The sequence below is a fragment of the Solirubrobacter soli DSM 22325 genome (genome assembly GCF_000423665.1).
Classification (GTDB): domain Bacteria; phylum Actinomycetota; class Thermoleophilia; order Solirubrobacterales; family Solirubrobacteraceae; genus Solirubrobacter; species Solirubrobacter soli.
This window is the reverse complement of the sequence record NZ_AUIK01000039.1, coordinates 1-19895: the sequence shown is the minus strand read 5'-3', so window position 1 is coordinate 19895 and position 19895 is coordinate 1. Positions and strand designations below refer to the sequence as shown.

Below are 19895 nucleotides of genomic sequence, written 5' to 3'. Positions count from 1 at the left end.
TCCGTCAGAGAACCGTAAGAACGCGATTAGGCTTCACCCGGCGAGCACGGGCCAGTAGCTCAGCGGTTAGAGCAGCGGACTCATAATCCGTCGCGCGGAGGTTCGAATCCTCCCTGGCCCATCACTGAAACGTAAGCGCTCTCTAGACGTTCTCGGAGGCGCACACGACGACGGGCACTTCCAGGTTCGGTGGAAGCCTCGCGAGTGCTACGCCCTCTGGGATGCGCGCAACGTCGCCCGGGCAGGCTGATCCCGCACTTCGGGGCGAGTACGCGGGCCGGCTCGATCACGACCGAGGACGTCGACGACAACCGGGTCACGCGCCTCGAGGGGGGACTTGCTCCACGAGAGGGTCGTGCCGTCGATTTGCGCCTGCTTTCACGAATGTGCCTGTTGCGGTTCTGACCGGCGTGTGGGCGAAACTCGCCGACGAATTTCGAGCAGCGGTGGTGTCGCAATGGTTGTGAGCCGCGATGCCAGACTTCGCTCGTGAACGAGAGCGCTCTGATCCGAGCCCGTGCGGGCGACCATCAGGCGTTCGCGGCGCTCACGGACCCCTACCGGCGCGAGCTGCAGCTGCACTGCTACCGGATCCTCGGCCAGGTGCAGGACGCCGAGGACGCGGTGCAGGAGACACTTCTGTCCGCGTGGAGAGCGTTGGAGTCGTTCGAGGAGCGCTCGACGCTGCGCTCCTGGCTGTACCGGATCGCCACGAACCGCTGTCTGAACATGCTGCGCGACGGCGGTAGACGCCCCGCGGTAGCGGCGGCGCCGGCATCCACACCCCCGGAGCCGACCCGCTACGGCGAGGTGCTGTGGCTGGAGCCCTACCCCGACGCGCTGCTGGAGGGCATCGTCGACGGCACGGCCGGTCCGGAGGCCCGCTACGAGACCCGCGAGGCGGTCACGCTCGCGTTCCTCACCGCGCTCCATCGCCTCCCGCCGCGCCAGCGCGCCGTGCTCGTGCTCCGCGACGTGCTGGGGTTCTCCGCCAGTGAGGTCGCCGCGATGCTCGATGTCACCCCGACGTCGGTGAACAGCGCGCTCATCCGCGCCCGCGCGACGATCGAGGAGGGCGGGCCGCGGGCGCAGGACCGAGCGCCGCTCCCCCGATCAGCCCAAGAACACGAGCTCGTCGCGCGGTTCGCGGACGCATTCGAGCGCGGAGACGTAGAACCGATCGTCGCGCTGCTGGCCGAGGACGCGTGGTGGACGATGCCCCCGGAGCCTTACGGGTACTACGGCCACAACGCGATCAAGCAGTTCATCGCCCATGCCTTCGCGAGACGGGGAGACGACCGCCACCGCCTCATCCCGACGCGGGCCAACTCACAACCCGCGTTCGCCCAATACGTCAAAGACCCACACACCGACGTCGGCCGCGCGCTCTCGCTGCTCGTGCTGACCCTCGACGGCGACCGCATCTCGCACATCACCCGCTTCGCCCCGACCAGCGCCCTACCGCACTTCGGACTCCCCCGAACGATTCCGTGGTAGCCACTCGCTCAACGCGAGAACCCTCAGCGTTGGTCGACGATCACGTCGGCGGCGGCCACGGACTCGTCATAGACAGACATCATCATCTGCATGACGACCGGGCGAAGGCACGTCCGCGAGGCCCACAGGCCTTTGCCAAGTCCCCGTCAGCTTCGGTGCCGTGCCCTCGGCCGCCGACGACGCGTCGGCGGCCGAGGGAGTCGTGACTACTTGGCCCGCGGCGGCTTGGTCCCGTAGACGCGCTGCCACAAGGCGTCGCCCGCCTCGCTGTCGCGCGCGACCTTCGCGGTCGGGTGTGCGCCCTCGAGCGTCGTGAGCTGGGCGGCGTCCGCTCCGTCGAGGACCTCGTACGTCTCCCAGCGGATCGTCGACGGGGCCTCGTTGGCGTCGCGTCCGGGGTCTTGCAACTCGAGCGGCTTGCCGTCGGCCGTGGAGACCCACACCGACCACGCGGGGCGGCCGGCGTCTGGCGTGAGGGAGATCTTCCACGCGTCTTGCCCGTGGAGGCGCTCGCGCCCGACGACGGTCATGTCGCCGTTCTGGAGGAGGAACTTGACCTTCTTGACCACCGGGTCGCCGACGATCTGCGCGATCGGGTCGTCCTTCGGCGGGCGCACGTCCGCCTTGTAGATCGTGTTGGTGGAGGGGTCATAGATCCCCTCGCGTGTGGTCTCGTAGCGGACCGGGCCGTCGACCACCTCGCGGTCGGCCGCGGGATCATCGGCGGACTGCCACGACTCGCGAATCGTGGTGCGGTCCCCTTGCGTCTCGACGCTGCGGACGTGCAGCGTGGTCCCGGCCGGCGGGTTGAACCAGTGCATGGCCTGCTCGATCGCGGCGGCCGACGACGGACCGCCGATGTCACCCGGACCGCCGGCGAAGAGCAGCGTCGCGGCCATCGCCAGGGTGACGCCCGCGGTCGCAACTGGCACAACGAGGCGGCGCGACACGGCTCGGCGGGGCTCGACGGGCAGGCGCTGGACGTTCGCGAGCAGATCGGCGTCGAACGCGTCGTCGTCGACGCGCGCGGCCTCAGGGCGGCTTGCGCGCAGACGGTCGTCGATCACGGTGTTTCCCATCGAGGTTGCTCCTTGCTGGCAACGGGGGTGAGGGCGGCGCGCAACCGGCGGCGCGCCCGCGCCGAGCGCATCCGGAACGCCGCCGGGGTGATGCCGAGCGCCTCGGCGGCGTCGGCGCATGAGAGGTCGAACCAGGCTGTGAAGACGACCGCCTCCCGGTCGAGCGGCGAGAGCGCGAGCAGCGCGTCGCGCAACTCACCGGAGTCGATTCGGTCGGCCGGGTCTGGACCGAGCTCGCGCGGCTGGAGGTCCAGGAGCGCATGCAGGGCACCGGAGCGGCGACGGCTACGACGTGCGTTGGCCAGCACACGGCGCGCGACGCCGATCAACCAGCCGAGCTCGGCGCCGGCAGGGATGTCGCGTTGCCGGCGCCAAGCCGTCGCGTAGGTCTCCGCCACGGCGTCGTCCGCGTCCTCTCGTGACGCCACCGAGCGGGCGTAGGCCAGGACCCGTGGATAGGTCGTCCGGTAGAGGTCTTCGAAGTCCACGCCGGGTAAGTGTCCAGCTTCGGCGAAAACGCAACCGGGTCATGGCGACCGTCCGATCGAAGGGATCCGGGCTAGGCAGATCTGCCGCACGTCGGCGTACACGTCGTCGACGGGACGGGTTGCATCGCGCCGTCCGCCGCGACCGGGGCTATCTCGTCAGCGCTCAGACACCGTTGAGTTTTCGGCGAACCCGGACTTTCGCCGTCAATTCGCTCTATTGCGACCTTTCGCACTTCTGCGCGTGGCAGAGAGCTGACAAGTGCTCGCCGGCGCCTGGCGACCGCCCAACGTCGCGGATGTACCGTCGGGCGATGCGGGAATACGACGAACGCCAACGCATCACGAGCGTTCGCGAGCGGCACGTAGCCGCGCGACACGACGCTCAGGCCGCTGCGGTCCTCGCGCTTCAGCGCGCCGCCGGCGCGATCTCAACGAGTTGACGGCCGAGCAACTTCGCATCATCGACGGATCACCCGGACATAACGTCGGGAACTCACTGCCATGCGCGCTCGTCCTGCACGACGGCAGTGACGCTGCTGATCCGCGCGACAACCAGCTGCGCGTGCCTACGGGGCGGCTCGTGTCGGGCGCGCTGGTCACGCTCGGGTCGGACTGGCCGTCGCGCGCGACGACTGGCTTGAGGCATGGCCGCCGCGCTGCTCTGCGACGAATCGCAGGCGCGTCTGGTACGCCATCGGCGGCGATCTTGCCCGCGCCGCCGACGTAGCGGGTGTCGGCCCGCTTGGCGGTCAACGGCCGCTAGATCGTCTCGGCACCGTCGAGCCGGGCCCCGGGGCAAACGGCGGCCGTTCGAGATCACAGACGGGCGCCGACGCCCGTGCGTACCTCGTGTTGCCGGAAACGTCCGCCGGCGTGGGGATCGAGTGGCGGCGTGGGTGCGCCTGCCGGCTCGGCCATGCCGGCCAGCAACTCGACGAGCGCGTCGTCGGCTGAGTGGCGCGGCGTCCAGCCGAGCTCCTCGCGCGCGCGGCGGGTCGACATCGTCGGCACGGCCAGCCCCATGTCCAGCCACCCGGGCGGTGCGGGCTGCAGCCGTGCGCGATAGCTGAGGTCGGCGAGCGCGCGGACGAGGCCCCTGGGAACGGTGACGGCGCGCGAGCGCAGCACGCGGGCGAGCTCGTCGCGGTCGAGGACCGGGTCGGCGGCGATGTTGTATGCGCCGCGCGCGTCCGGCGTGAGCGCGGCCCGCAGGTAGGCGTCGGCGACATCGGTGCCGTGCACGCACTGGACGACGAGCCGGGGCGGCAGCGGCAGCAGCGGGAGCCGGCCGGGTTGCAACAGCCGGGCGGGGAGGAACGGTCCGGCGAACAGGCGCCGGATCTCGGGCCCGGCCTCGCGCTTGAAGATCAGCCCGGGCCGTAGCCGCACCACGCGCAGCGCGGGATAGCGTGCCTCCAGGTCGTCGAGCATCCGCTCCGCGGCCGCCTTGTGGCGAGCGTAGAAGAGGCTCGGCACGCCATCCCGCGGCCATGACTCGTCGACGGCGCGGTCCTTCGGTCCGGGCGAGTAGACGCCGACCGACGACGCGTGCACGAGCGCGCCCACGCCGGCCTCGGCCGCCGTCTGGAAGACCCGGCGCGACCCATGCACGTTGACGCGCTCGAGCTCTTTCGCGTCGCGGCTGGGCTGGATCAGCCATGCCAGGTGGATGACGGCGTCGGCGCCCTTCAGCCATGGGCGCAGGTCCTGGCGCTCGACGTCGAGCGAGACCCAGTGCGTGCGCGGTGGCCGCCACGCCGGCATGCGGCGGGCGATGCCGATGATCTCGCGCACGCGCTCGTCGGCGGCCAGCGCCGCGACGACGCTCGTGCCGACGTTGCCCGTGGCGCCGGTGACGACGACCTTCACGGTTGGAAGACCACCTTGAAGGCGCCGTCCTGCTTGGTCTGGAACAGCTTGTAGGCCGCGGGCGCTTCGGTCAGCGGCACGTGATGTGTGGCGAAGGCGTCGACGCCCAGCGTGTCGTCATCTTCAAGCAGCGGCAGGATGTCGTCGACCCAGCGGCGGACGTTGGCCTGACCCATCTTCAACGTCAGCTGCTTGTCGAAGATCTGCATCATGTTCAGCGGGTCGGCGGCGCCGCCGTAGACGCCCGAGAGCGAGATCGTCCCGCCGCGGCGGACGAGCTCGATCGCGAGGTTGAGCACGGTGAGCTTGTCGACGCCGACGGTCTGCATCAGGCGGCGGGCGACCGCATCGGGCAGCAGGCCGCTGAGCTTGTGCGCGATGGCGGCGCCGGGCGCGCCGTGGGCCTCCATGCCGACGGCGTCGATCACGGAGTCCGGGCCGCGTCCGCCGGTGAGCTCCCGGACCGCGTCGACGACATCGCCGCCGCGGGAGACATCGAGCGTCTGGACGCCGTGCGCCTGCGCGCGGGCGAGGCGCTCCGGGACGAGGTCCAGGCCGATCACCTGGGCCACGCCATGGTGCTGGGCGATCCGCGTCGCCATCTCGCCGATCGGCCCGAGCCCGATCACGACCAGGCTGCCCTCGCGCGGCACCTGCGCGTACTCGACCGCCTGCCACGCCGTTGGCAGCACGTCGCTGAGGAACAGGAAGCGGTCGTCCGGCGGGCCGTGAGGAACCTTGATCGGCCCGTAGTGGGCCTGCGGCACGCGCAACAGCTCGGCCTGCCCGCCCGGGACCTCGCCGTAGAGCTTCGTGTAGCCGAACAGCGCGGCGCCCATGCCCTGGTCGCGGACCTGGGTCGTCTCGCACTGCGATTGCAGTCCGTGGTCGCACATCCAGCAGTGCCCGCAGGAGATGTTGAACGGGACCACGACGCGGTCGCCGACCTTGAGCTCGGTGATCGCGCCACCGACGGCCTCGACGATCCCCATCGGCTCGTGGCCGAGGATGTCGCCCTCGCCGATGAACGGGCCCAGCACCTCATAGAGGTGCAGGTCAGAGCCGCACAGGCCGGTGCTGGTGACCTTGACGACGATGTCGGTCGGGTCCTCGATCACCGGGTCCGGGACCGTGTCGACGCGGACGTCGCGCTTGCCGTGGAACGTCAGGGCCTTCATCAGAACCTCTTTAGGATCTCGGGGGCCCATTCGGCGAAGAACAGGTCCTGTTCGGGGCCGATCTGCTGGACGAACAGCTCATCCACGCCGGCGTCTTGGTATGCCTTCAGCGACTCGTGGTGGGCGTCCAGGTCAGGGCCGACCGGCGCGCTCAGGAGATCCGGTGTCACCAGTTCGCACGCCTGCTCGAAGTGCGCGGGTGTCGGCAGGACCTGTGCCAGTTCGCCCGGTAGTGCTTCGTTGGGCCACAGCCGGAGCACGGTCGCGCGCGCCGCGTCCTCGTCACGCCCGAAGCAGACCTTCGTACCGGCGTGGACCGGGCCCGTGCCGCCCTCGGAGCGGTAGAGATCGATCGCCTCCTTGTCGGGAGACGTCGTCGCGAAGCCGTCGCCGATCCGCGCCGCCAGCCTGACCGCCTTCGGGCCGAAGCCCGAGACGATGATCTTCGGCGCTGTCTCGGGCAGGTCGTAGATCCGCGCGTTCTCGACCTCGTAGTGCAGGCCGTAGTGGCTCTGCTGGCCGCCCGCCCAGAGTGTGCGGATGACCTCGACGGCCTCCTCGAGCATCTCCAGGCGAACGTCGGCCTCGGGCCAGTGATCGCCGAGGATGTGCTCGTTGAGCGCCTCGCCGCTGCCGACGCCGAGCGTGAAGCGGCCGCCGTGCAGCACGCCGCTGGTCGCCGCTGCCTGGGCGATGACCGCCGGGTGGATGCGCACGGTCGGGCACGTCACGCCGGTCGTCACCGGCAGCGACGTCGCCTCAGCGAGCGCGCCGATCACCGACCACACGAACGCGCTGTGGCCCTGCGCGTCGTTCCACGGGTGGTAGTGGTCGGAGATCCAGAGGGCGTGGAAGCCGGCCTGCTCGGCCTTCTTGGCCTGTTCGATCAGGTCGCGCGGGGAGTACTCCTCGCTCGCCAGGAAGTAACCGATCTGCATCTCGGCGCCCTACCCAGCGCCATCGCGAGTAGGGGACCGCGGGTCACGGGCCTGACGTGGACGACGTCTACGCGACGCAGCACGTCGCCCCGCGCGACGGGCCGTTGAGTACGAGCTTGCCGTCACGACCGGTCTCGCTCTCGGCACCCGGCTCGACCGAGTTGACCTGCATGTCCGCGACCGAACCTTCGCCGAAGACCAGGCGCGGACAGCCGCGCCGCTGCCGAAGAGCTCGACGTACGCTGCCCGAGCAGGTCGGCGAGGCCGGCGAGCGAGATCGGCGACGAGTTCGGTCACCGCAGTTGGACTTCAGCGACCGGCCGTGTTCCGTGCGCGGTGCGCGACGTGTCACGTGCTCGTGCGCTCGCCGAGTTTGTCGGCGAGCCGGTCCGGCACGAGCGGCCGGAGCGCGGTCGCGAGCTTGCCGGCGCCGCCGACGACGTAGCGGGTGTCGGGCCGTTTGCTGGTCAGCGCCTCCAGGATCGTCGCGGCCACGTCCTCGGGCGATTTCCCATGCTCGTCGGCGCTGTGCAGCGTCTCGCGGAAGGCCGCAAGCCGCTCGCGGTAGCGGTCGAGTCGCGGATCGGCGGACGTCGTGAGCCCGTCGAGGTAGGCGAGCGCCTTGTCCCAGATGGGGGTGGAGATCGCGGCGGGTTCGATCAGGATCACCGGAATGCCGTCCGGGTCGAGCTCCTGGCGCCAGACGTCGCCGATGGCCTCCAGGGCGAACTTGGAGGCGTGGTAGGCGCCTGCGAACGGTGAGGCGAGGACGCCGCCGACCGAGCTCACGAGGACGACTCGCCCGTTGGCGCGCCGGATCAGCGGCAGAGCGGCCTGGGTGACGGCGACCTGACCGATCACGTTGACCTCGAGTTGGCGCCGCAGGTCGTCGAGAGGCAGCGCCTCCAGCGGCCCGGGGAAACCGACACCGGCGTTGTTGACGATCCCGTCCAGCCCGGCACCGTCCACGTGTCGCTCGATCTCGCCCAACGCGGCGGCTATCGATGCCTCCGACGCGACATCGAGTTCGATCCGTCGTAGCCTCGGTGAGCCGCCGTGAGGTGCGGTCGCAAACGACTGGACGCCGGCGAATACGTTGAAGCCCTGCGCGTCGAGATGCAGCGCGGTGGCTGCGCCGATCCCGCTTGAGGCTCCCGTGATGAGCACGTTCATAGCCCGGGTCTGTCCAAGGTCGCGCTCAATAACGCATCGGCGTCGATCGCTTACCCCGCCGGCACGATCCGCGTAGGCCTGTGCCATGGCCTACAACGAGATCTTCATCGACGCGACGCCCGCGACGGTCGACGCCGTGCTCAGCGACGCCACGCGCCGCGGACTGGGTGGTTGGGGCGCGCAACGTCCGTGCGGCCGACGCGGGGTTCCCGGCGGTCGGCTCGCGCCTCCACCACCAGGTCGGGGTGCCGCCGTTGGTGCTCAACGATCACACGGAATTGCTTGAGCGCGAGCCGGCCTCGAAGTCGGTTCGGCAGGCCAAGACGCGACCGTTCGGGGCGGCCCGAGTCGACCTCCGTCTCTGCCCGGAGGGAACCGGAACGCGCGTGCGGATGACCGAGGCTCGGAGCTCGCCACCACCTGGGCGCACGCGACCGATCCCGGAAAGGACGCGTCGCGTCGCTGACCCGCTGCCCGATGAATTGATCGTCATCGCGTAACGCCCGAAGCGATGATTCCTCGTTCGCCGAAGCGATGTCACAGGTCAACGCGCCGAGGGTTCCGGCAGGACGTTCAGTCGCCCGCTGACGGCGTGCCGAGGCTGGCTCGGCGGGGAGGCCCAGGGCGGCGTTTCGCTAGGAGCTCTCGCCCGCGGCCGTGACGGCGGGGAGTTCGTGGGCTTCGAGCAGGTCGGTCGGGCTGCGGACGAAGACCTCGCAGATCATGTCCGGGCTTTGCTGGTTGCCGCTCATGAAGCCGATCACGGGCCGGCCGGTGGCGTGTTCGATGACAGCGGTGAAGCGGCCGCGCATGACATCTTGAAACGCCATCCGCTGTTCGATCACGGCTTGGCCGCGGCCGCGTCGCGTAAGCGCGACCATGCCGTCGGAGACAGCGGTGAGGACGTCTCCGCGGGTCCCGTGCAGGGCACGATCGCTCGTCGGGGCTCGCCGTTCACCTCCGCTCGCGCCAACCTTCTTGGAGAGCGAGAGAGAGGCCGAGCGGCTTTCGTTTGGGGATCATCCTGCGGGTGTCCGGCGCCGCGACACCGCGCACGGCGCCGCCCCACTCCGACCATGGAACGCGCCAAGGACCTGATCGCGATCGGCGGTGAGCGCGAGGAACTCGTCGGCGCCGCTCATCGCGATCACCCGGCGGACGGGTCCGTCTTCGGGCGCGATCACGATGAGCCGGCCGCCGCTGACCGCGACTTCGCGGGAGGCGTCCATCAGCGCTCGCAGCCCGGTTGAATCGCAGAACTCGACGCAGGTGAGATCGACGATGACCTGCTCTGGGCGTGCCGGACGCCGGCCATCCTGGATGGCCGCGCACAGTCGGGGCGCTCCGTCGAGGTCGAGTTCGCCTTCGACGGTGACGAGGGTTGCGCCGGGGCGTTGTTGGATGGTTACCGCGAGCGCCCGCTTCACGGCGGGCAGATCAGGAGGGGCCATGACTGCGCGCTACCCGAGGAACCACGACGGGTGGGGGACGGTGTCCGAGTGACGACGCACCGTCAACTCAAGGTTCCCCGCACCAGCGGAGCGCGTGAGCGTCGAAGCTGTCGACTGAAGGCCTGAGGCGCGCTGGCTGCGCTCGGGGGCGGTCCGGCTCGGGACGAGAACGACGGCGGTGGCGTCGTCGGAGAGTGGGTCGGCGATGGCCGCGCGGACAGCGTCCTCGATCGCGCGCAAGGTTCCGGCGGCCGACTCGGCGGGGCCTTCAGGACGGCGTTGAGCACGCCGTCAAGGCCGAGCGTTGCGCCGTCGACGATGGGGCGGTCGAGCACGCCGTCGGAGAGTAGGAGGAGGCGGTCGCCGCGGGGCGGGACGAGGTGCTGTTGGATCTCGGCGGCGGCACTGGTGGGCGTGAGGCGCCGGACAGTGTCGATGTGGTCGGTGTAGGTCTCGGCGAGGGTGATCGCAGCCGCGCCTTCGGCGGCGAGATCGCGGAGCGCGTCGTCGGCGGCGCCGATGGCCATCAGGACGCCGATCGCGCGTCCCCGCAGGTACATCGGCGCGACGACGGTGCCGGGCAGGAGGTCCTCGATGGCGGCGCGCAGCGGTTGGATGCCTTCGCACGGGATCTCCGGGCCGACGGCGATCGGGACGAGGATCTGAAACGGCGGCACCTTGCTGAGCACCTCGGTGATCGGCAGGGGGCGGCGGCGAGGTGGGCGAGCTGGCCCGGGGGGGGCGTAGGTGCTCTTCGCCGTCGGACTCCGCGTCGTCGCGGACCTGCGTACGGACCGCGGCGACGATCGCCTCGCGCGTGGCGAAGTGGCGGTAGACGGTCGAGCGCGCGACGCCCGCCGCGGCCGCGATCTCGGTCATCTCCGCGCCGTCGAGCAGTGGCGCGGTGCGAAGGCGGTCGACGTCAATGGCGACAAGCTCGGCTCCGTCAATGAGGTCTACCTGGATCGCGGCAGCGAGCAGCCGGAATGGGTCACGATCAGCACCGGCCTGTTCGGCACCCCGGACGTCGTTCGTCCCGATCGCCGATGCGCAGCTCGTCGAGCACGAGGTCCGCCTCGGCTACACCAAGGATCAGATCAAGGACGCGCCCAACGTCGACGCCGACGGTTCGCTCTCACGCGATGACGAGCGGGCGCTCTACGAGTACTACGGCCGCAGCGACTACGGCGACTACGACGGCAGCGACCGCGAGACGACGGGCCGTGACACGACGACCGACGACGCGATGACGCGCTCCGAGGAGGAGTTGCGCGTCGCAACCACCGAGCGTGAGTCCGGTCGCGTGCGCCTGCAGAAGTACGTCGTCGAGGAAGAGCTCACCAAGACCGTTCCCGTGCGTCGCGAAGAGGTGCGCGTCGAGCGCGAGCCGATCTCCGACGCCAATCGCGGCCCAAGGAGCGCATCCGGCTCGAGAAGGTCGTCACCACCGAAGACGAGACTGTCTCCGAGACCGTCCGCAAGGAGCAGGTCGACGTCGACGGCGACCACCGTTAGCGCCTGATGCCGATGCTGCAGGCGTTCCAGCCGTACGTCGAGCAGCTCTTCGAGGACTCAGACGTACAGAATCAGCTCTCTCGCACGGCGGCGGACTTCCGCGGCGCGGAGCTTCTCCGGGCCCGTCCGGATCGGTGGCTGCTCGTACTGGCTGGTGCCGGCGCCTACGTGGCGACCGGCGAGCCGGCCCGCGTGCAGCTCCTCAGCTGGTGGGCCAGGGCAAGGCGACACTGCGCCCGCGTCATGAGCGCTTCCGAGCACGGTGACGCATCCACATCGGAGCCGGTCAAACAGCTGTCCGAGCAGACCAGCCGGTTGATGCGACAGGAGCTTGAGCTGCTTAAGGCCGAGCTTTCCATCAAGGACAAGCAGGCCGGCGCCGGTGCCGGCCTGTTCGGGGGCGCGGGCGTCTGCGGAGGATCCGGATCGGGGGAGATCCGCGCCGACATCGAGCAGACGCGCGACGCGGTCGAGGCGCTGGCCGAGAAGACCGATGTCAAAGCACCAGCGCAGCATCGCGTTGACGAGGTCGAGGACAACGTCCGGGCCAAGGCCGATGACGTCAGGGCCAAGGCACGCCGATCGGCATCGTCCTCGGCCTCGCCCGTGCGCAGGTCGCCAGGAAGGTCTTCGGTAGACCTCGCGCGGGATGGGGTCGCGGGGCGTGTTCAGTGGCGCGAGACCGTGCCGGCGGTGCTCCCGCGACCGCGGACGGCCCTGAGCGCCAGCAGCACGATCATCGTCCCGATGATGGCGCCGATGATCCCGCCGAGATCGAACTTGTCGCTGTCGCCGATGCCCAAGACATACGTGAACACGACCCAGCCGACGAGGGAGCCGACGATGCCGACCACGATCGTCGCGACGACCCCCATCGGGTCCGGTCCGGGAAGCAGGGCGCGGCCGATGAAGCCGGCGATGAACCCGATGATGATCGCTGCGATGAGATTGCCGAGCATGTCACTCCTTCGTCTGAACAGTCGCCCGGCGCTACCCACGCGCGCTCATGCTCAACCCCTTTGCCAAGCGGCACTGAAGAGATGGCGTTATCCGCCGGCTGCGTGGGCAGCCGCGCAGTCCGCGTGGAACCGCGTTCGCGACGGCGAAGCCATCGCGCCGACCGTACTCTCCCATGTCAGGTTTCGGCCCTGTCGAGCTGGTCGAAAGTCCGCGAGGGTAGGCCCTGCGCATGCCAATTGACAGAGCCGTTCTCCTCCTTGACGTTCCAACCCTCGCCGCCCGGGATGATGCGGACACGCATCGCGACGAGGGCGAGTTCTCGCGCGTCCGCAAGGGCGAGGCCGTCTAGCTGCCCAGAGGTGCACGAATGAGTTCCCTTCCCCAGCCGCGCGGGCCGGTCAGCGAGGCACTGTTCGCCGGGTTGCGCAGGCCACCTCATCAGCTCGCCGGTGTGTCGGGCGAGATCGACACCGAGGATCTCCAGCTCGCGCTCTACTGCTGTTACGAGTTGCACTATCGCGGCTTCGAGGGCGTCGACGATCGCTGGGAGTGGGAGCCTTCGCTGCTGGCGTTGCGCGCCGAGCTCGAGCGTCGCTTCGAGCGCGACTTGCTCGAGTGTGTCGGGCCTCCTGGCATGGCGCCTGATCCGGCCGAGCTCGACGTCCTGCTGCGCGAGCTGATGCTGGCCGACGAGGCTCCGTCGGTGTCGACGTTCATCGAGCGCGAGGCGGGCGCTGAGCAGGTGCTCGAGTTCATGGTTCACCGCTCGGCATATCAGCTCAAGGAAGCCGATCCGCACTCGTGGGCGCTGCCGCGGCTGTGGGGGAGGCCGAAGGCGGCGATGGTGGAGATCCAGGCCGACGAGTACGGCAACGGGCGCACGGACGACATCCATGCCGAGCTGTTCGCCCGAGCGATGGAGGCGGTCGGGCTGGACTCGGCCTACGGCGCCTATCTGGACCGGATCCCGGGCGTGACGCTCGCGACGGTGAACCTGATGTCGCTGTTCGGGTTGCATCGCCGCCTGCGCGGCGCGATCGTCGGTCATCTCGCGTTGTTCGAGATGACCTCCTCGGTGCCCAACCGGCGTTACGCATCCGGGTTGCGGCGGCTCGGCCATGGCGACGACGCGTGCCTGTTCTTCGACGTGCACGTGGTGGCGGACGCCGTCCACGAGAGCGTCGCTGCCGTCGACCTTGCGGGCGGCCTGGCGAAGCAGGATCCGAAGCTCGGCGCGGACGTGCTGTGGGGCGCGCGTGCGCTGCTGGAGATCGACGGCCGCTGGGCGCGGCACATGATGGCCTCCTGGGAGGCCGACGCGTCCTCGCTGCAACCGGCGCTGGCGCTGCGGTGACCGAGGCGGAGCTGCGCGCGGTCTTCGACGCTCCGGAGCCGTTGACGATCGGCCTCGAAGAGGAGGTCATGCTCGTCGACCCGGTGACGCTCGACCTCGCCCCGATCGCCGCTGAGCTCCTCGATCGTGGCGAGAGCGGGCTCAAGCTCGAGCTGCCGGCGTCGCAGGCCGAGATCGTGACGGCGCCGGCGCAGTCGGTCGGCACGGCGATCGAGGAGCTCGCGTCCGGCCGCCGCAGGCTTGCCGCGCTCGTCGGCGAACGAGCGCGCGTGCTCGCGGCTCCGGTGCATCCCTTCGCCGCGCCGCTCGGCGTCCTCAACGAGGGCGAGCGCTATGAGGCGATCCTCGACGAGTACCACGACGTCGCCCGCGCGCAACTGGTCTGTGCGTTGCAGGTGCACGTCGCGGTCGGCTCGGCGGACGCGACGCTCGCCGTCTACAACGCGCTGCGCGGCTACCTGCCCGAACTCGCCGCCCTGGCCGCCAACGGCCCGTACTACGCGGGGCGCGACACCGGCTACGCCTCGGTCCGCCCGTTGATCGGCACACTGCTGCCGCGCCAGGGAGTGCCGCCGGCGATCGCGTCGTGGGCGCAGTTCGCGGAGATGCTGCGCTGGACCGGGGACCCGAAGACCTGGTGGTTCGAAGTGCGTCCGCACGTCGGCTACGGCACGCTCGAGCTCCGCGTGTGCGACACACAGGCGACGGTGGCGGAGGCGGCGTCGATCGCCGCCTATGTCCATGCGCTCGTCGCGTGGCTGGCGGCACGTCACGACGTCCTGACCGTACCCGAGCGCTGGCGGATCGAGCACAACCGCTTCGCCGCCGCCCGTCACGGGCTCGATGCGACGTTCGCCGATCTCGAGACGGGTGAGCGGCGGCCGGTGCGCGCCATCCTGCGCGAGCGGATCGCGACGCTCGCGCCGGTCGCCGAGCGGCTGGGTTGCGTGAGCGAGCTCGCCGCGCTCTCGCTCGAGCGCAACGGCGCGATCCGGCAGCGCGAGGTCGGCCTTGCCGCCGTGACCGGCTGGCTCGCCGATCGCTTTCTAGCCGGTGCGGCCGCTCTCGGACCCGCTGGGCGCGCGGAAGCGGATCACGTTGTGGGTGCCATCGCAGAACGGCCGCTGCCGTGACTTGCCACAGCGGCACAGGGCGGTCGTGCGCTCGCGTCCGCCGAGCGCGATCTCGTCACCATTCTGGTCGACGAGCTGGAACGAGCCGCGGACGAGCAGCGGCCCGTCGCGGTATGGAGTGATCACGGTCTTGGAATCGGCCATCGTGTGCAGCTCTACCCAGGATGCGTTGGTTGCTGCTCACGAACGACTGCAGCCGCCCTTCGGCGCGGAGCTCGTCGACGGGCATCCGCTCGCGACGCAGGTTTCGCATCAGCAGTTCGCCGTCGGCAAGGACGGCTCGCCACCCAGGAGCGGGCGCAGGCGCGCGAACCGATAGCTCAGCCATGCGGTACTGACGACGAGCGCGGCGTTGTTCGCGCATAGCGGGCTGGAGCCGGTTCCCGTCGTAGGGGAAGTGGTACCGGCGAGTCCTAAGTGGTACGCATGTGTACCATCTCTGCGATGTCGTCGCCCGATATCCCTGCCTCGGCGTCGGAGCAGCGCTCAGACGCCCGGCGCAACCGAAACGCGGTGATCGCCGCTGCGATCGGTCTGCTGGCCCAGAAGACCGACGCGAGCATGCAAGAGATCGCCGCCGCGTCCGGCGTCGGCCGGACGACGGTCTACCGCCATTTCCCGGCGCGCGAGGACCTCGTCCGTGCGCTCTTCGCGGTCGTCGTCGAGGACGCACGCGCGTCGGTGCGGGCCGCGATCGGCGCCGGCGAGTCCGCCGCGGAGGTGTTGCGGCGGCTCGGTCCCGACATCGTCGCGTTGGGCGAGCGCTACCGGTTCCTGGAGGCGCACCGCGAGCTGGTGATCGAGGATCCGTTCGAGCGGCCGGACGACGAGGAGCCGCTGTTGGCATGGCTGCGCGATGTGCACGCTCGGGGTGAGCTGCGGCCTGAGCTGCCGCCCGAGTGGGTGTACGCGATGATCAACGCGCTCGCCGTCGGCGCGAACGACCAGGTCGTCCGCGGGCGCCGGAGCGTCGACGAGGCGGGGCAGCTGCTCGGCGAGACGTTCGTGCGCGCCTTCACGGTCAGCCGATGAGGGCGGGGCACTTCAAGGCGCCGCTTGCGCCGTACCCGCCCGACGGGCCGTCGGGTGTCGATGCGCACGAGCTGGCCGACAGACTCGAGCTCGATGGGCTCCGCGACGCCGAGCTCGCGCACGCCGACCTGGCGAACCGCCGGGGACGCGGCGTGCGCGTCGAGCGGGTGCGATTGCGCGGCTGCCGCATGACCGGCATCCAGCTGTCCGAGTCGACGCTGCGTGACGTCGTCATCGAGGACAGCCGCATCGATCTGGCGGCCTTTCGCGGCTCCGCGATCGAGCGCGTCGTCTTCCGCCGGTGCCAGCTGCAGGAGCTCGATGTCGTCGATGCCCGGCTGAGCTCCGTCGTCTTCGAGTCGTGTGATCTCAGCGCGGCGAACCTCTCGCACGCGACCTTCAGTCGGTCGCAGATGCACGACTGCAGGCTGGACGGCCTGATCGGCGTCGACCGACTGCGGGGCGTCTCGATGCCGTGGCCCGACCTCGTCGGCCTGGCGGGCGCATTCGCCGCCGCGCTCGGGATCGGCCTCATCGACGACGAGGAGCAGAGCTGAGCGGCCACTCCGGGGGTCTGTACGGGCCGGCTATCGAAGCAGGCTCACGCCTCGTGAGATCACGAGCACCGACAGCACGATGGCTGAGATCGACTCGGCGGCCATGAGCATCTTGACGCGCGGCGAGAGGGGCATCGTGTCCGTGGGACTGAACGCGGAGGAGTTGGTCACCGAGACGTAGAGGTAGTCGACGAACCCCGGAGTCCAGCCCGACTTCGCCGATGAGCGGACGGCGACTTCCCGGATGGCGTCGTGGTCCTCGTCTTGCGGGAAGCGGAAGTCGGCTGCGGGCAGGTCACGGCCTGTGGCCTGAGTGCGGCGGACCGGCCCGCCGCGGTCGAGCTCCCAGAAGGCGAGCGCGAAGACGATGATGTTGGTCATCCAGACCTGTCCGGCAGCGAGCAGGAGCGTCGCGCCGTGCGTGGCCTGGCCGGAGACCAGCTGCTTGACGACCAGGATCAGCGCGGCCGCGTTTGCGGCCGCGATCAGGAGGACGAGCGCGATCGAGATGCGCCTCAGCGTCCGGTTCTCGCGAACCATGCGCCGGGGATTGACCGCCACAAGCGGGACGAGCAGCGCCAGCTCGAGCGCCGGCACGACGAATCGGGGAGCGAACAACAGCGTGTCAGGCAGCGCCGCGTACAGCGCCCCGGCGATGACCACCGCGCACGCTGCAGGCAGCCGGGGTTCGCCCGAGCGGCGGTCGTGCTCGGGTTGTTTGGTCATGGAGGAGCAATACCCGGCGCCAATGCCTGGCAGGCCCGGCGCAGGAACCACGGTCAGCCGCAGCGTGACAACCGGGGGAGGTCCCGCCGAGTGGCCTCGTTGGCGAGGTCGCGCGGTGAGAACGTTCGATGTCAGTTCGCGTCGACCAGGCGGAAGCTGCCTGACTGATCCGTCCTCCAGCTTGCGACCACCCAGAGCGAGCGGCCCATGGCCTCGGCTGCCTGCCGCGCCGTGTCCTGTGACTTGAACAGCGGCGAGATCAGGATCTCGCAATCCGTAGCCGAGGGGTCAAGGCCGGCGCCGCAGAAGACCTCGATCGAGTCCAGCCCGTATGCCGCGAGCGCATCGACCATCGGTTGCCCGAGCGATGGCAGCACCTGCTCCGGTGGGAGCGTGTGAGCCGGGAGCGTGATGGCCAGTTCGACCAAGACCACGGCGATACCGGCGATGCCCGCGGCCAGGGTCCGGAGATGTCGCATCTCCCAGAGGCCGTGAGCGACCTCGATGCCGTCCCATGCGTGCAGCACGTCTTCGGCCGGCCCGGGGTCCTCTGGTGCGACGAGGCACGCGACATCCGACTCAAGGCCGTTCGCCGCGCTCTCCTCGCCCGTGAGGACGCCCTCGTTGAACGCGTCCATGCCGTCGGCGTCGATCGTGGGGCCGGCCTCGGGGGTGCCTGACCCTGCGTAGCCTTTGGTGAAGCCTTCGGCCCACGCGCTCGCGCGTGCCGGCGAAGGGAGATACGGGTTCTCGAGCATGTGCTGGTCTCTCGTGTGGTGTGTCTGCGCTAGGCGCGCCTAGGTCGCAGCGGCGGACCGAGCATCAATCTCACTGCCGCGTCAAAGCCCCGCTTGCCGTCCGCGCTCAGCGTCTCGCGGATCGCCAACGATCCTGGGCCCGTCAGCGTGTTCCCCAACGCGCCGAGCGCTGGGTCACCGAAGATGCCGGTCGCGATGTCGAATCCGAGACTGAAGAGCGGCGACGGGTGTTTGCGAGCTGCGGCGACCTCGGGGTCGACGGCGACGATCTTCGCGCCCTTGTCGGCGTTTTCGATGTTCGCGTTGCGCTCCAGGGAGAACGCAACGGCCGCCGCGTAGCCGGGCTGCTGCTCGGGGGGCAGGCCGTCACGGATCTTGTCCTTCCCGGGTCCGGGGAGCGTCTGGCCCTCAGCGGCGGCCATCCCGATGTAGAAACCGCGCCGCGCCGCGCCGTCGGGGAACGTCGCCGCGAGCGCCACGGCAAGAGGATCCGCGTTGGTCACGGACTCGCCCTTGGCGGCGAGCACGTCCATCATGCCCTTGGCCATGGTCGGCATCGGACTCGGCGGGAGGCCGTGCGGAAAGCTCTTTCCGTTCTTGGCCGCGAACTCCGCCGGCGTGACCGCACCGGCCACGTCGTTGATCGCGTGTGAGGCGGCAGCGGCGACGACGTCGAGGTCGTATTGGTAGCCGTCGAAGGACGACACGACGTCGGCGACCGTCGTCGGCGCGGTGAACTCGTAGCGCGCGGGGTGCTGCGAGATGAAGTCCATCAGGTTCATCGCGTCAAGCATCTGGCTTCGCTGCTTGGCACAGATGACCAGGACGTCTTGGGCGTGCTCGATCTGCGCTGCGTTCGGCGGGATCGGGCCGTCCGCGATTGCAATCGGAGCCAACGTGACACTGTAAGGAACCGCGTTGGCCTTCGGATTGTCCTGAAACGCCTTCAGCCACTGCTGGAGCATCACATACAACTGGTTGGCGTCCGTGATGTCATTCATGGTGAGATCGATCGGGCCGCCCTCGTGGTACACGGTGATATGTGTCTCGGCGTGAAAGTTCTTCTGAACCTCCTCGAAGTTCATCTTCGCCTTCGCCGAGAACAGACCGTAGGACCCGCCCAGTTGCGCTGACAGCGACTCTGATTCCTCGCTGCTCGTGGTGTCGATCTGCATCACGCCGACGAACAGTCCACCACGACTGACGCCGCGGACGAACATGTTGCCGTAGCGCGTGTGAAAGACATCGTCGCGGCCGGCGATCTCCTTCGCCTTGGCGACCATCGCCGGATCGTCGATCGACAGGTTCTCGAGCACGACGTAGGCCGTTATGCCCATGAACAGCGAACTGCTCTGCACCTTGGTCTTCTTGGCGTAGTTCATCCGCGCCGACGCGCCGAAGAGCCCACAACCTCCGCTGGCCTCGACGTCGATGCCGAGGGCGGTTTCAAGGTCAGATGTCGTGTGGAGCCGATCGATGTGAAAGACGGTCTGTGCTCCGCCGGCATCGGTGACACCGGATATCTCACCCTCTACGACCTTTCCCATCGGGCTGCCCGACGCGAGGTCGACACCGACCCCAAAGTCGTAGTTTTCGAGATACGGAACCTTTACTTGAGCTTGCGCCATGCGATCTCCCATCCGTGATGACAGACATGTCTTCGGCGGGCCGGCTCCGGAAGAGGCTCCGAGGGCGATCGCTCCGAACGTATGAGCGACACGTCCGCGCAGGAGTGGCATGCGCGGACCACTCATCATTGACCTCGCTGTAGCTGTTGTCAAACGCTCGGTGAGCTACTGCAAACCAGGAGATCGAAGGCGGGCAACGTGTCTTCGGCGCAGGCCGACGGCGCGCCCTAGGTGTAGTTCCTGAGGAGGTTGTTCATCCGGGCCTCCTTGGAGGCTGGTGGTTCTCGAGGCCGCCAGATCCAAGGAGGACACCGGATGAAGTTGCACGCTAACGCGGCGTTGTCATTGAGACAGCGCGAGCGGATGGTGTCGCGTGTGATCGAGCATGGGTGGTCGCTGGCGAAGGCCGCCGAGGCGGCCGAAGTCAGCGAGCGCACGTGCTCGAAGTGGGTCTCGCGCTACCGCGCCGAAGGCAAGCCGGGGCTGTTGGATCGCTCTTCAGCGCCTCATCGCGTCGCCAACCGGACTGACGAGCTGGCGATCCAGGCGATCGCGGCGT

At 69.4% G+C, this 19895-nt stretch carries 21 protein-coding genes, 1 tRNA gene and 2 pseudogenes; 10 read left to right on the top strand and 14 right to left on the bottom strand.

Annotation, left to right across the window (positions count from 1 at the left end):
• Positions 1 to 48: 48 nt before the first annotated feature.
• Together G569_RS0128085 and G569_RS0128080 are read left to right on the top strand one after the other, a co-directional pair.
• Positions 49 to 121: transfer RNA gene (locus tag G569_RS0128085), tRNA-Ile, on the top strand.
• Between the two features lie 368 nt (positions 122 to 489).
• On the top strand, positions 490 to 1497 hold the full coding sequence (locus tag G569_RS0128080) for a sigma-70 family RNA polymerase sigma factor (RefSeq protein ID WP_028065895.1): 1008 nt from the start codon (positions 490 to 492) through the stop codon (positions 1495 to 1497).
• 206 nt (positions 1498 to 1703) lie between these two features.
• Here G569_RS0128080 and G569_RS0128075 read toward each other — a convergent pair whose 3' ends face one another.
• The 9 genes from G569_RS0128075 to G569_RS65585 all read right to left on the bottom strand — a co-directional run bounded on the left by G569_RS0128075 (position 1704) and on the right by G569_RS65585 (position 10350).
• The gene (locus tag G569_RS0128075; protein WP_157592371.1) at positions 1704 to 2576 is read right to left on the bottom strand and encodes a hypothetical protein; all 873 of its coding nucleotides are present in this window, start codon (positions 2574 to 2576) and stop codon (positions 1704 to 1706) included.
• Entirely contained in the window at positions 2561 to 3064 is a 504-nt protein-coding gene (locus G569_RS52170; RefSeq protein WP_053227086.1) for an RNA polymerase sigma factor, read from the bottom strand. Before G569_RS52170 ends, G569_RS0128075 begins: the two co-directional genes overlap by 16 nt.
• Positions 3065 to 3880: 816 nt before the next feature.
• A complete protein-coding gene (locus G569_RS0128065) occupies positions 3881 to 4933 on the bottom strand; it encodes an NAD-dependent epimerase/dehydratase family protein (RefSeq protein WP_028065893.1) in 1053 nt (350 codons plus the stop codon).
• Positions 4930 to 6111, bottom strand: a complete 1182-nt coding sequence (locus G569_RS0128060; RefSeq protein ID WP_028065892.1) for an alcohol dehydrogenase catalytic domain-containing protein — start codon at positions 6109 to 6111, stop codon at positions 4930 to 4932. Before G569_RS0128060 ends, G569_RS0128065 begins: the two co-directional genes overlap by 4 nt.
• A complete protein-coding gene (locus G569_RS0128055; protein WP_028065891.1) occupies positions 6111 to 7049 on the bottom strand; it encodes a TIGR03557 family F420-dependent LLM class oxidoreductase in 939 nt (312 codons plus the stop codon). The genes G569_RS0128060 and G569_RS0128055 overlap by 1 nt, the downstream gene beginning before the upstream one ends.
• Positions 7050 to 7397: 348 nt before the next feature.
• Positions 7398 to 8309 carry an SDR family NAD(P)-dependent oxidoreductase gene (locus tag G569_RS0128045; protein ID WP_211233105.1) on the bottom strand — a complete coding sequence of 304 codons (912 nt, stop codon included), beginning with the start codon at positions 8307 to 8309 and terminating at the stop codon, positions 7398 to 7400.
• A 548-nt stretch (positions 8310 to 8857) separates the two neighbouring features.
• Complete coding sequence (locus tag G569_RS63075) at positions 8858 to 9067, bottom strand: hypothetical protein (RefSeq protein ID WP_157592370.1); 210 nt, start codon at positions 9065 to 9067, stop codon at positions 8858 to 8860.
• 174 nt (positions 9068 to 9241) lie between these two features.
• Entirely contained in the window at positions 9242 to 9649 is a 408-nt protein-coding gene (locus G569_RS61565; protein ID WP_169542260.1) for an STAS domain-containing protein, read from the bottom strand.
• 86 nt (positions 9650 to 9735) lie between these two features.
• Positions 9736 to 10350 carry a PP2C family serine/threonine-protein phosphatase gene (locus tag G569_RS65585; RefSeq protein WP_245602578.1) on the bottom strand — a complete coding sequence of 205 codons (615 nt, stop codon included), beginning with the start codon at positions 10348 to 10350 and terminating at the stop codon, positions 9736 to 9738.
• 271 nt (positions 10351 to 10621) lie between these two features.
• On the opposite strand from G569_RS65585, the pseudogene G569_RS66500 reads away from it, so the two are divergent.
• The 3 genes and pseudogenes from G569_RS66500 to G569_RS66110 all read left to right on the top strand — a co-directional run.
• Positions 10622 to 10819 (top strand): annotated as a pseudogene (locus G569_RS66500) (hypothetical protein); the annotation flags it as partial.
• A gap of 100 nt (positions 10820 to 10919) precedes the next feature.
• Entirely contained in the window at positions 10920 to 11195 is a 276-nt protein-coding gene (locus G569_RS66495; protein ID WP_211233103.1) for a DUF2382 domain-containing protein, read from the top strand.
• Positions 11195 to 11554: pseudogene (locus tag G569_RS66110) on the top strand (phage holin family protein); the annotation flags it as partial. The gene G569_RS66495 and the pseudogene G569_RS66110, both read left to right, overlap by 1 nt.
• A gap of 302 nt (positions 11555 to 11856) precedes the next feature.
• On the opposite strand, the gene G569_RS0128015 reads toward G569_RS66110, so the two are convergent.
• The gene (locus tag G569_RS0128015) at positions 11857 to 12147 is read right to left on the bottom strand and encodes a GlsB/YeaQ/YmgE family stress response membrane protein (protein ID WP_028065887.1); all 291 of its coding nucleotides are present in this window, start codon (positions 12145 to 12147) and stop codon (positions 11857 to 11859) included.
• Positions 12148 to 12515: 368 nt separating this feature from the next.
• Between G569_RS0128015 and G569_RS0128005 the strand changes: the two genes are divergently transcribed.
• Complete coding sequence (locus G569_RS0128005; protein ID WP_037499794.1) at positions 12516 to 13502, top strand: iron-containing redox enzyme family protein; 987 nt, start codon at positions 12516 to 12518, stop codon at positions 13500 to 13502.
• Positions 13499 to 14635, top strand: a complete 1137-nt coding sequence (locus G569_RS0128000; protein WP_028065885.1) for a carboxylate-amine ligase — start codon at positions 13499 to 13501, stop codon at positions 14633 to 14635. Before G569_RS0128005 ends, G569_RS0128000 begins: the two co-directional genes overlap by 4 nt.
• Here the strand turns inward: G569_RS0128000 and G569_RS66490 are convergent.
• Positions 14549 to 14779, bottom strand: a complete 231-nt coding sequence (locus G569_RS66490) for a CDGSH iron-sulfur domain-containing protein (protein WP_084285683.1) — start codon at positions 14777 to 14779, stop codon at positions 14549 to 14551. The two genes, G569_RS0128000 and G569_RS66490, sit on opposite strands and share 87 nt — an antisense overlap.
• A gap of 300 nt (positions 14780 to 15079) precedes the next feature.
• On the opposite strand from G569_RS66490, the gene G569_RS59095 reads away from it, so the two are divergent.
• Complete coding sequence (locus G569_RS59095; protein WP_053227084.1) at positions 15080 to 15667, top strand: TetR/AcrR family transcriptional regulator; 588 nt, start codon at positions 15080 to 15082, stop codon at positions 15665 to 15667.
• Positions 15664 to 16224 (top strand): pentapeptide repeat-containing protein, encoded by a 561-nt coding sequence (locus tag G569_RS59090; protein WP_053227083.1) that lies wholly within the window; start codon positions 15664 to 15666, stop codon positions 16222 to 16224. The genes G569_RS59095 and G569_RS59090 overlap by 4 nt, the downstream gene beginning before the upstream one ends.
• A 30-nt stretch (positions 16225 to 16254) precedes the next feature.
• Here the strand turns inward: G569_RS59090 and G569_RS0127985 are convergent, their stop codons facing one another.
• The 3 genes from G569_RS0127985 to G569_RS0127975 all read right to left on the bottom strand — a co-directional run bounded on the left by G569_RS0127985 (position 16255) and on the right by G569_RS0127975 (position 19336).
• On the bottom strand, positions 16255 to 16950 hold the full coding sequence (locus tag G569_RS0127985; protein ID WP_028065884.1) for a DUF1345 domain-containing protein: 696 nt from the start codon (positions 16948 to 16950) through the stop codon (positions 16255 to 16257).
• A gap of 131 nt (positions 16951 to 17081) precedes the next feature.
• Positions 17082 to 17708, bottom strand: coding sequence for a hypothetical protein (locus G569_RS0127980; protein ID WP_028065883.1), 627 nt, complete (start codon positions 17706 to 17708; stop codon positions 17082 to 17084).
• A 29-nt stretch (positions 17709 to 17737) separates the two neighbouring features.
• Positions 17738 to 19336, bottom strand: coding sequence for a hypothetical protein (locus tag G569_RS0127975; protein WP_157592368.1), 1599 nt, complete (start codon positions 19334 to 19336; stop codon positions 17738 to 17740).
• A 315-nt stretch (positions 19337 to 19651) separates the two neighbouring features.
• Here G569_RS0127975 and G569_RS52140 point away from each other — a divergent pair.
• Positions 19652 to 19895 (top strand): leucine zipper domain-containing protein (locus G569_RS52140; protein ID WP_157592205.1); only part of this gene is annotated, 244 nt, incomplete at its 3' end.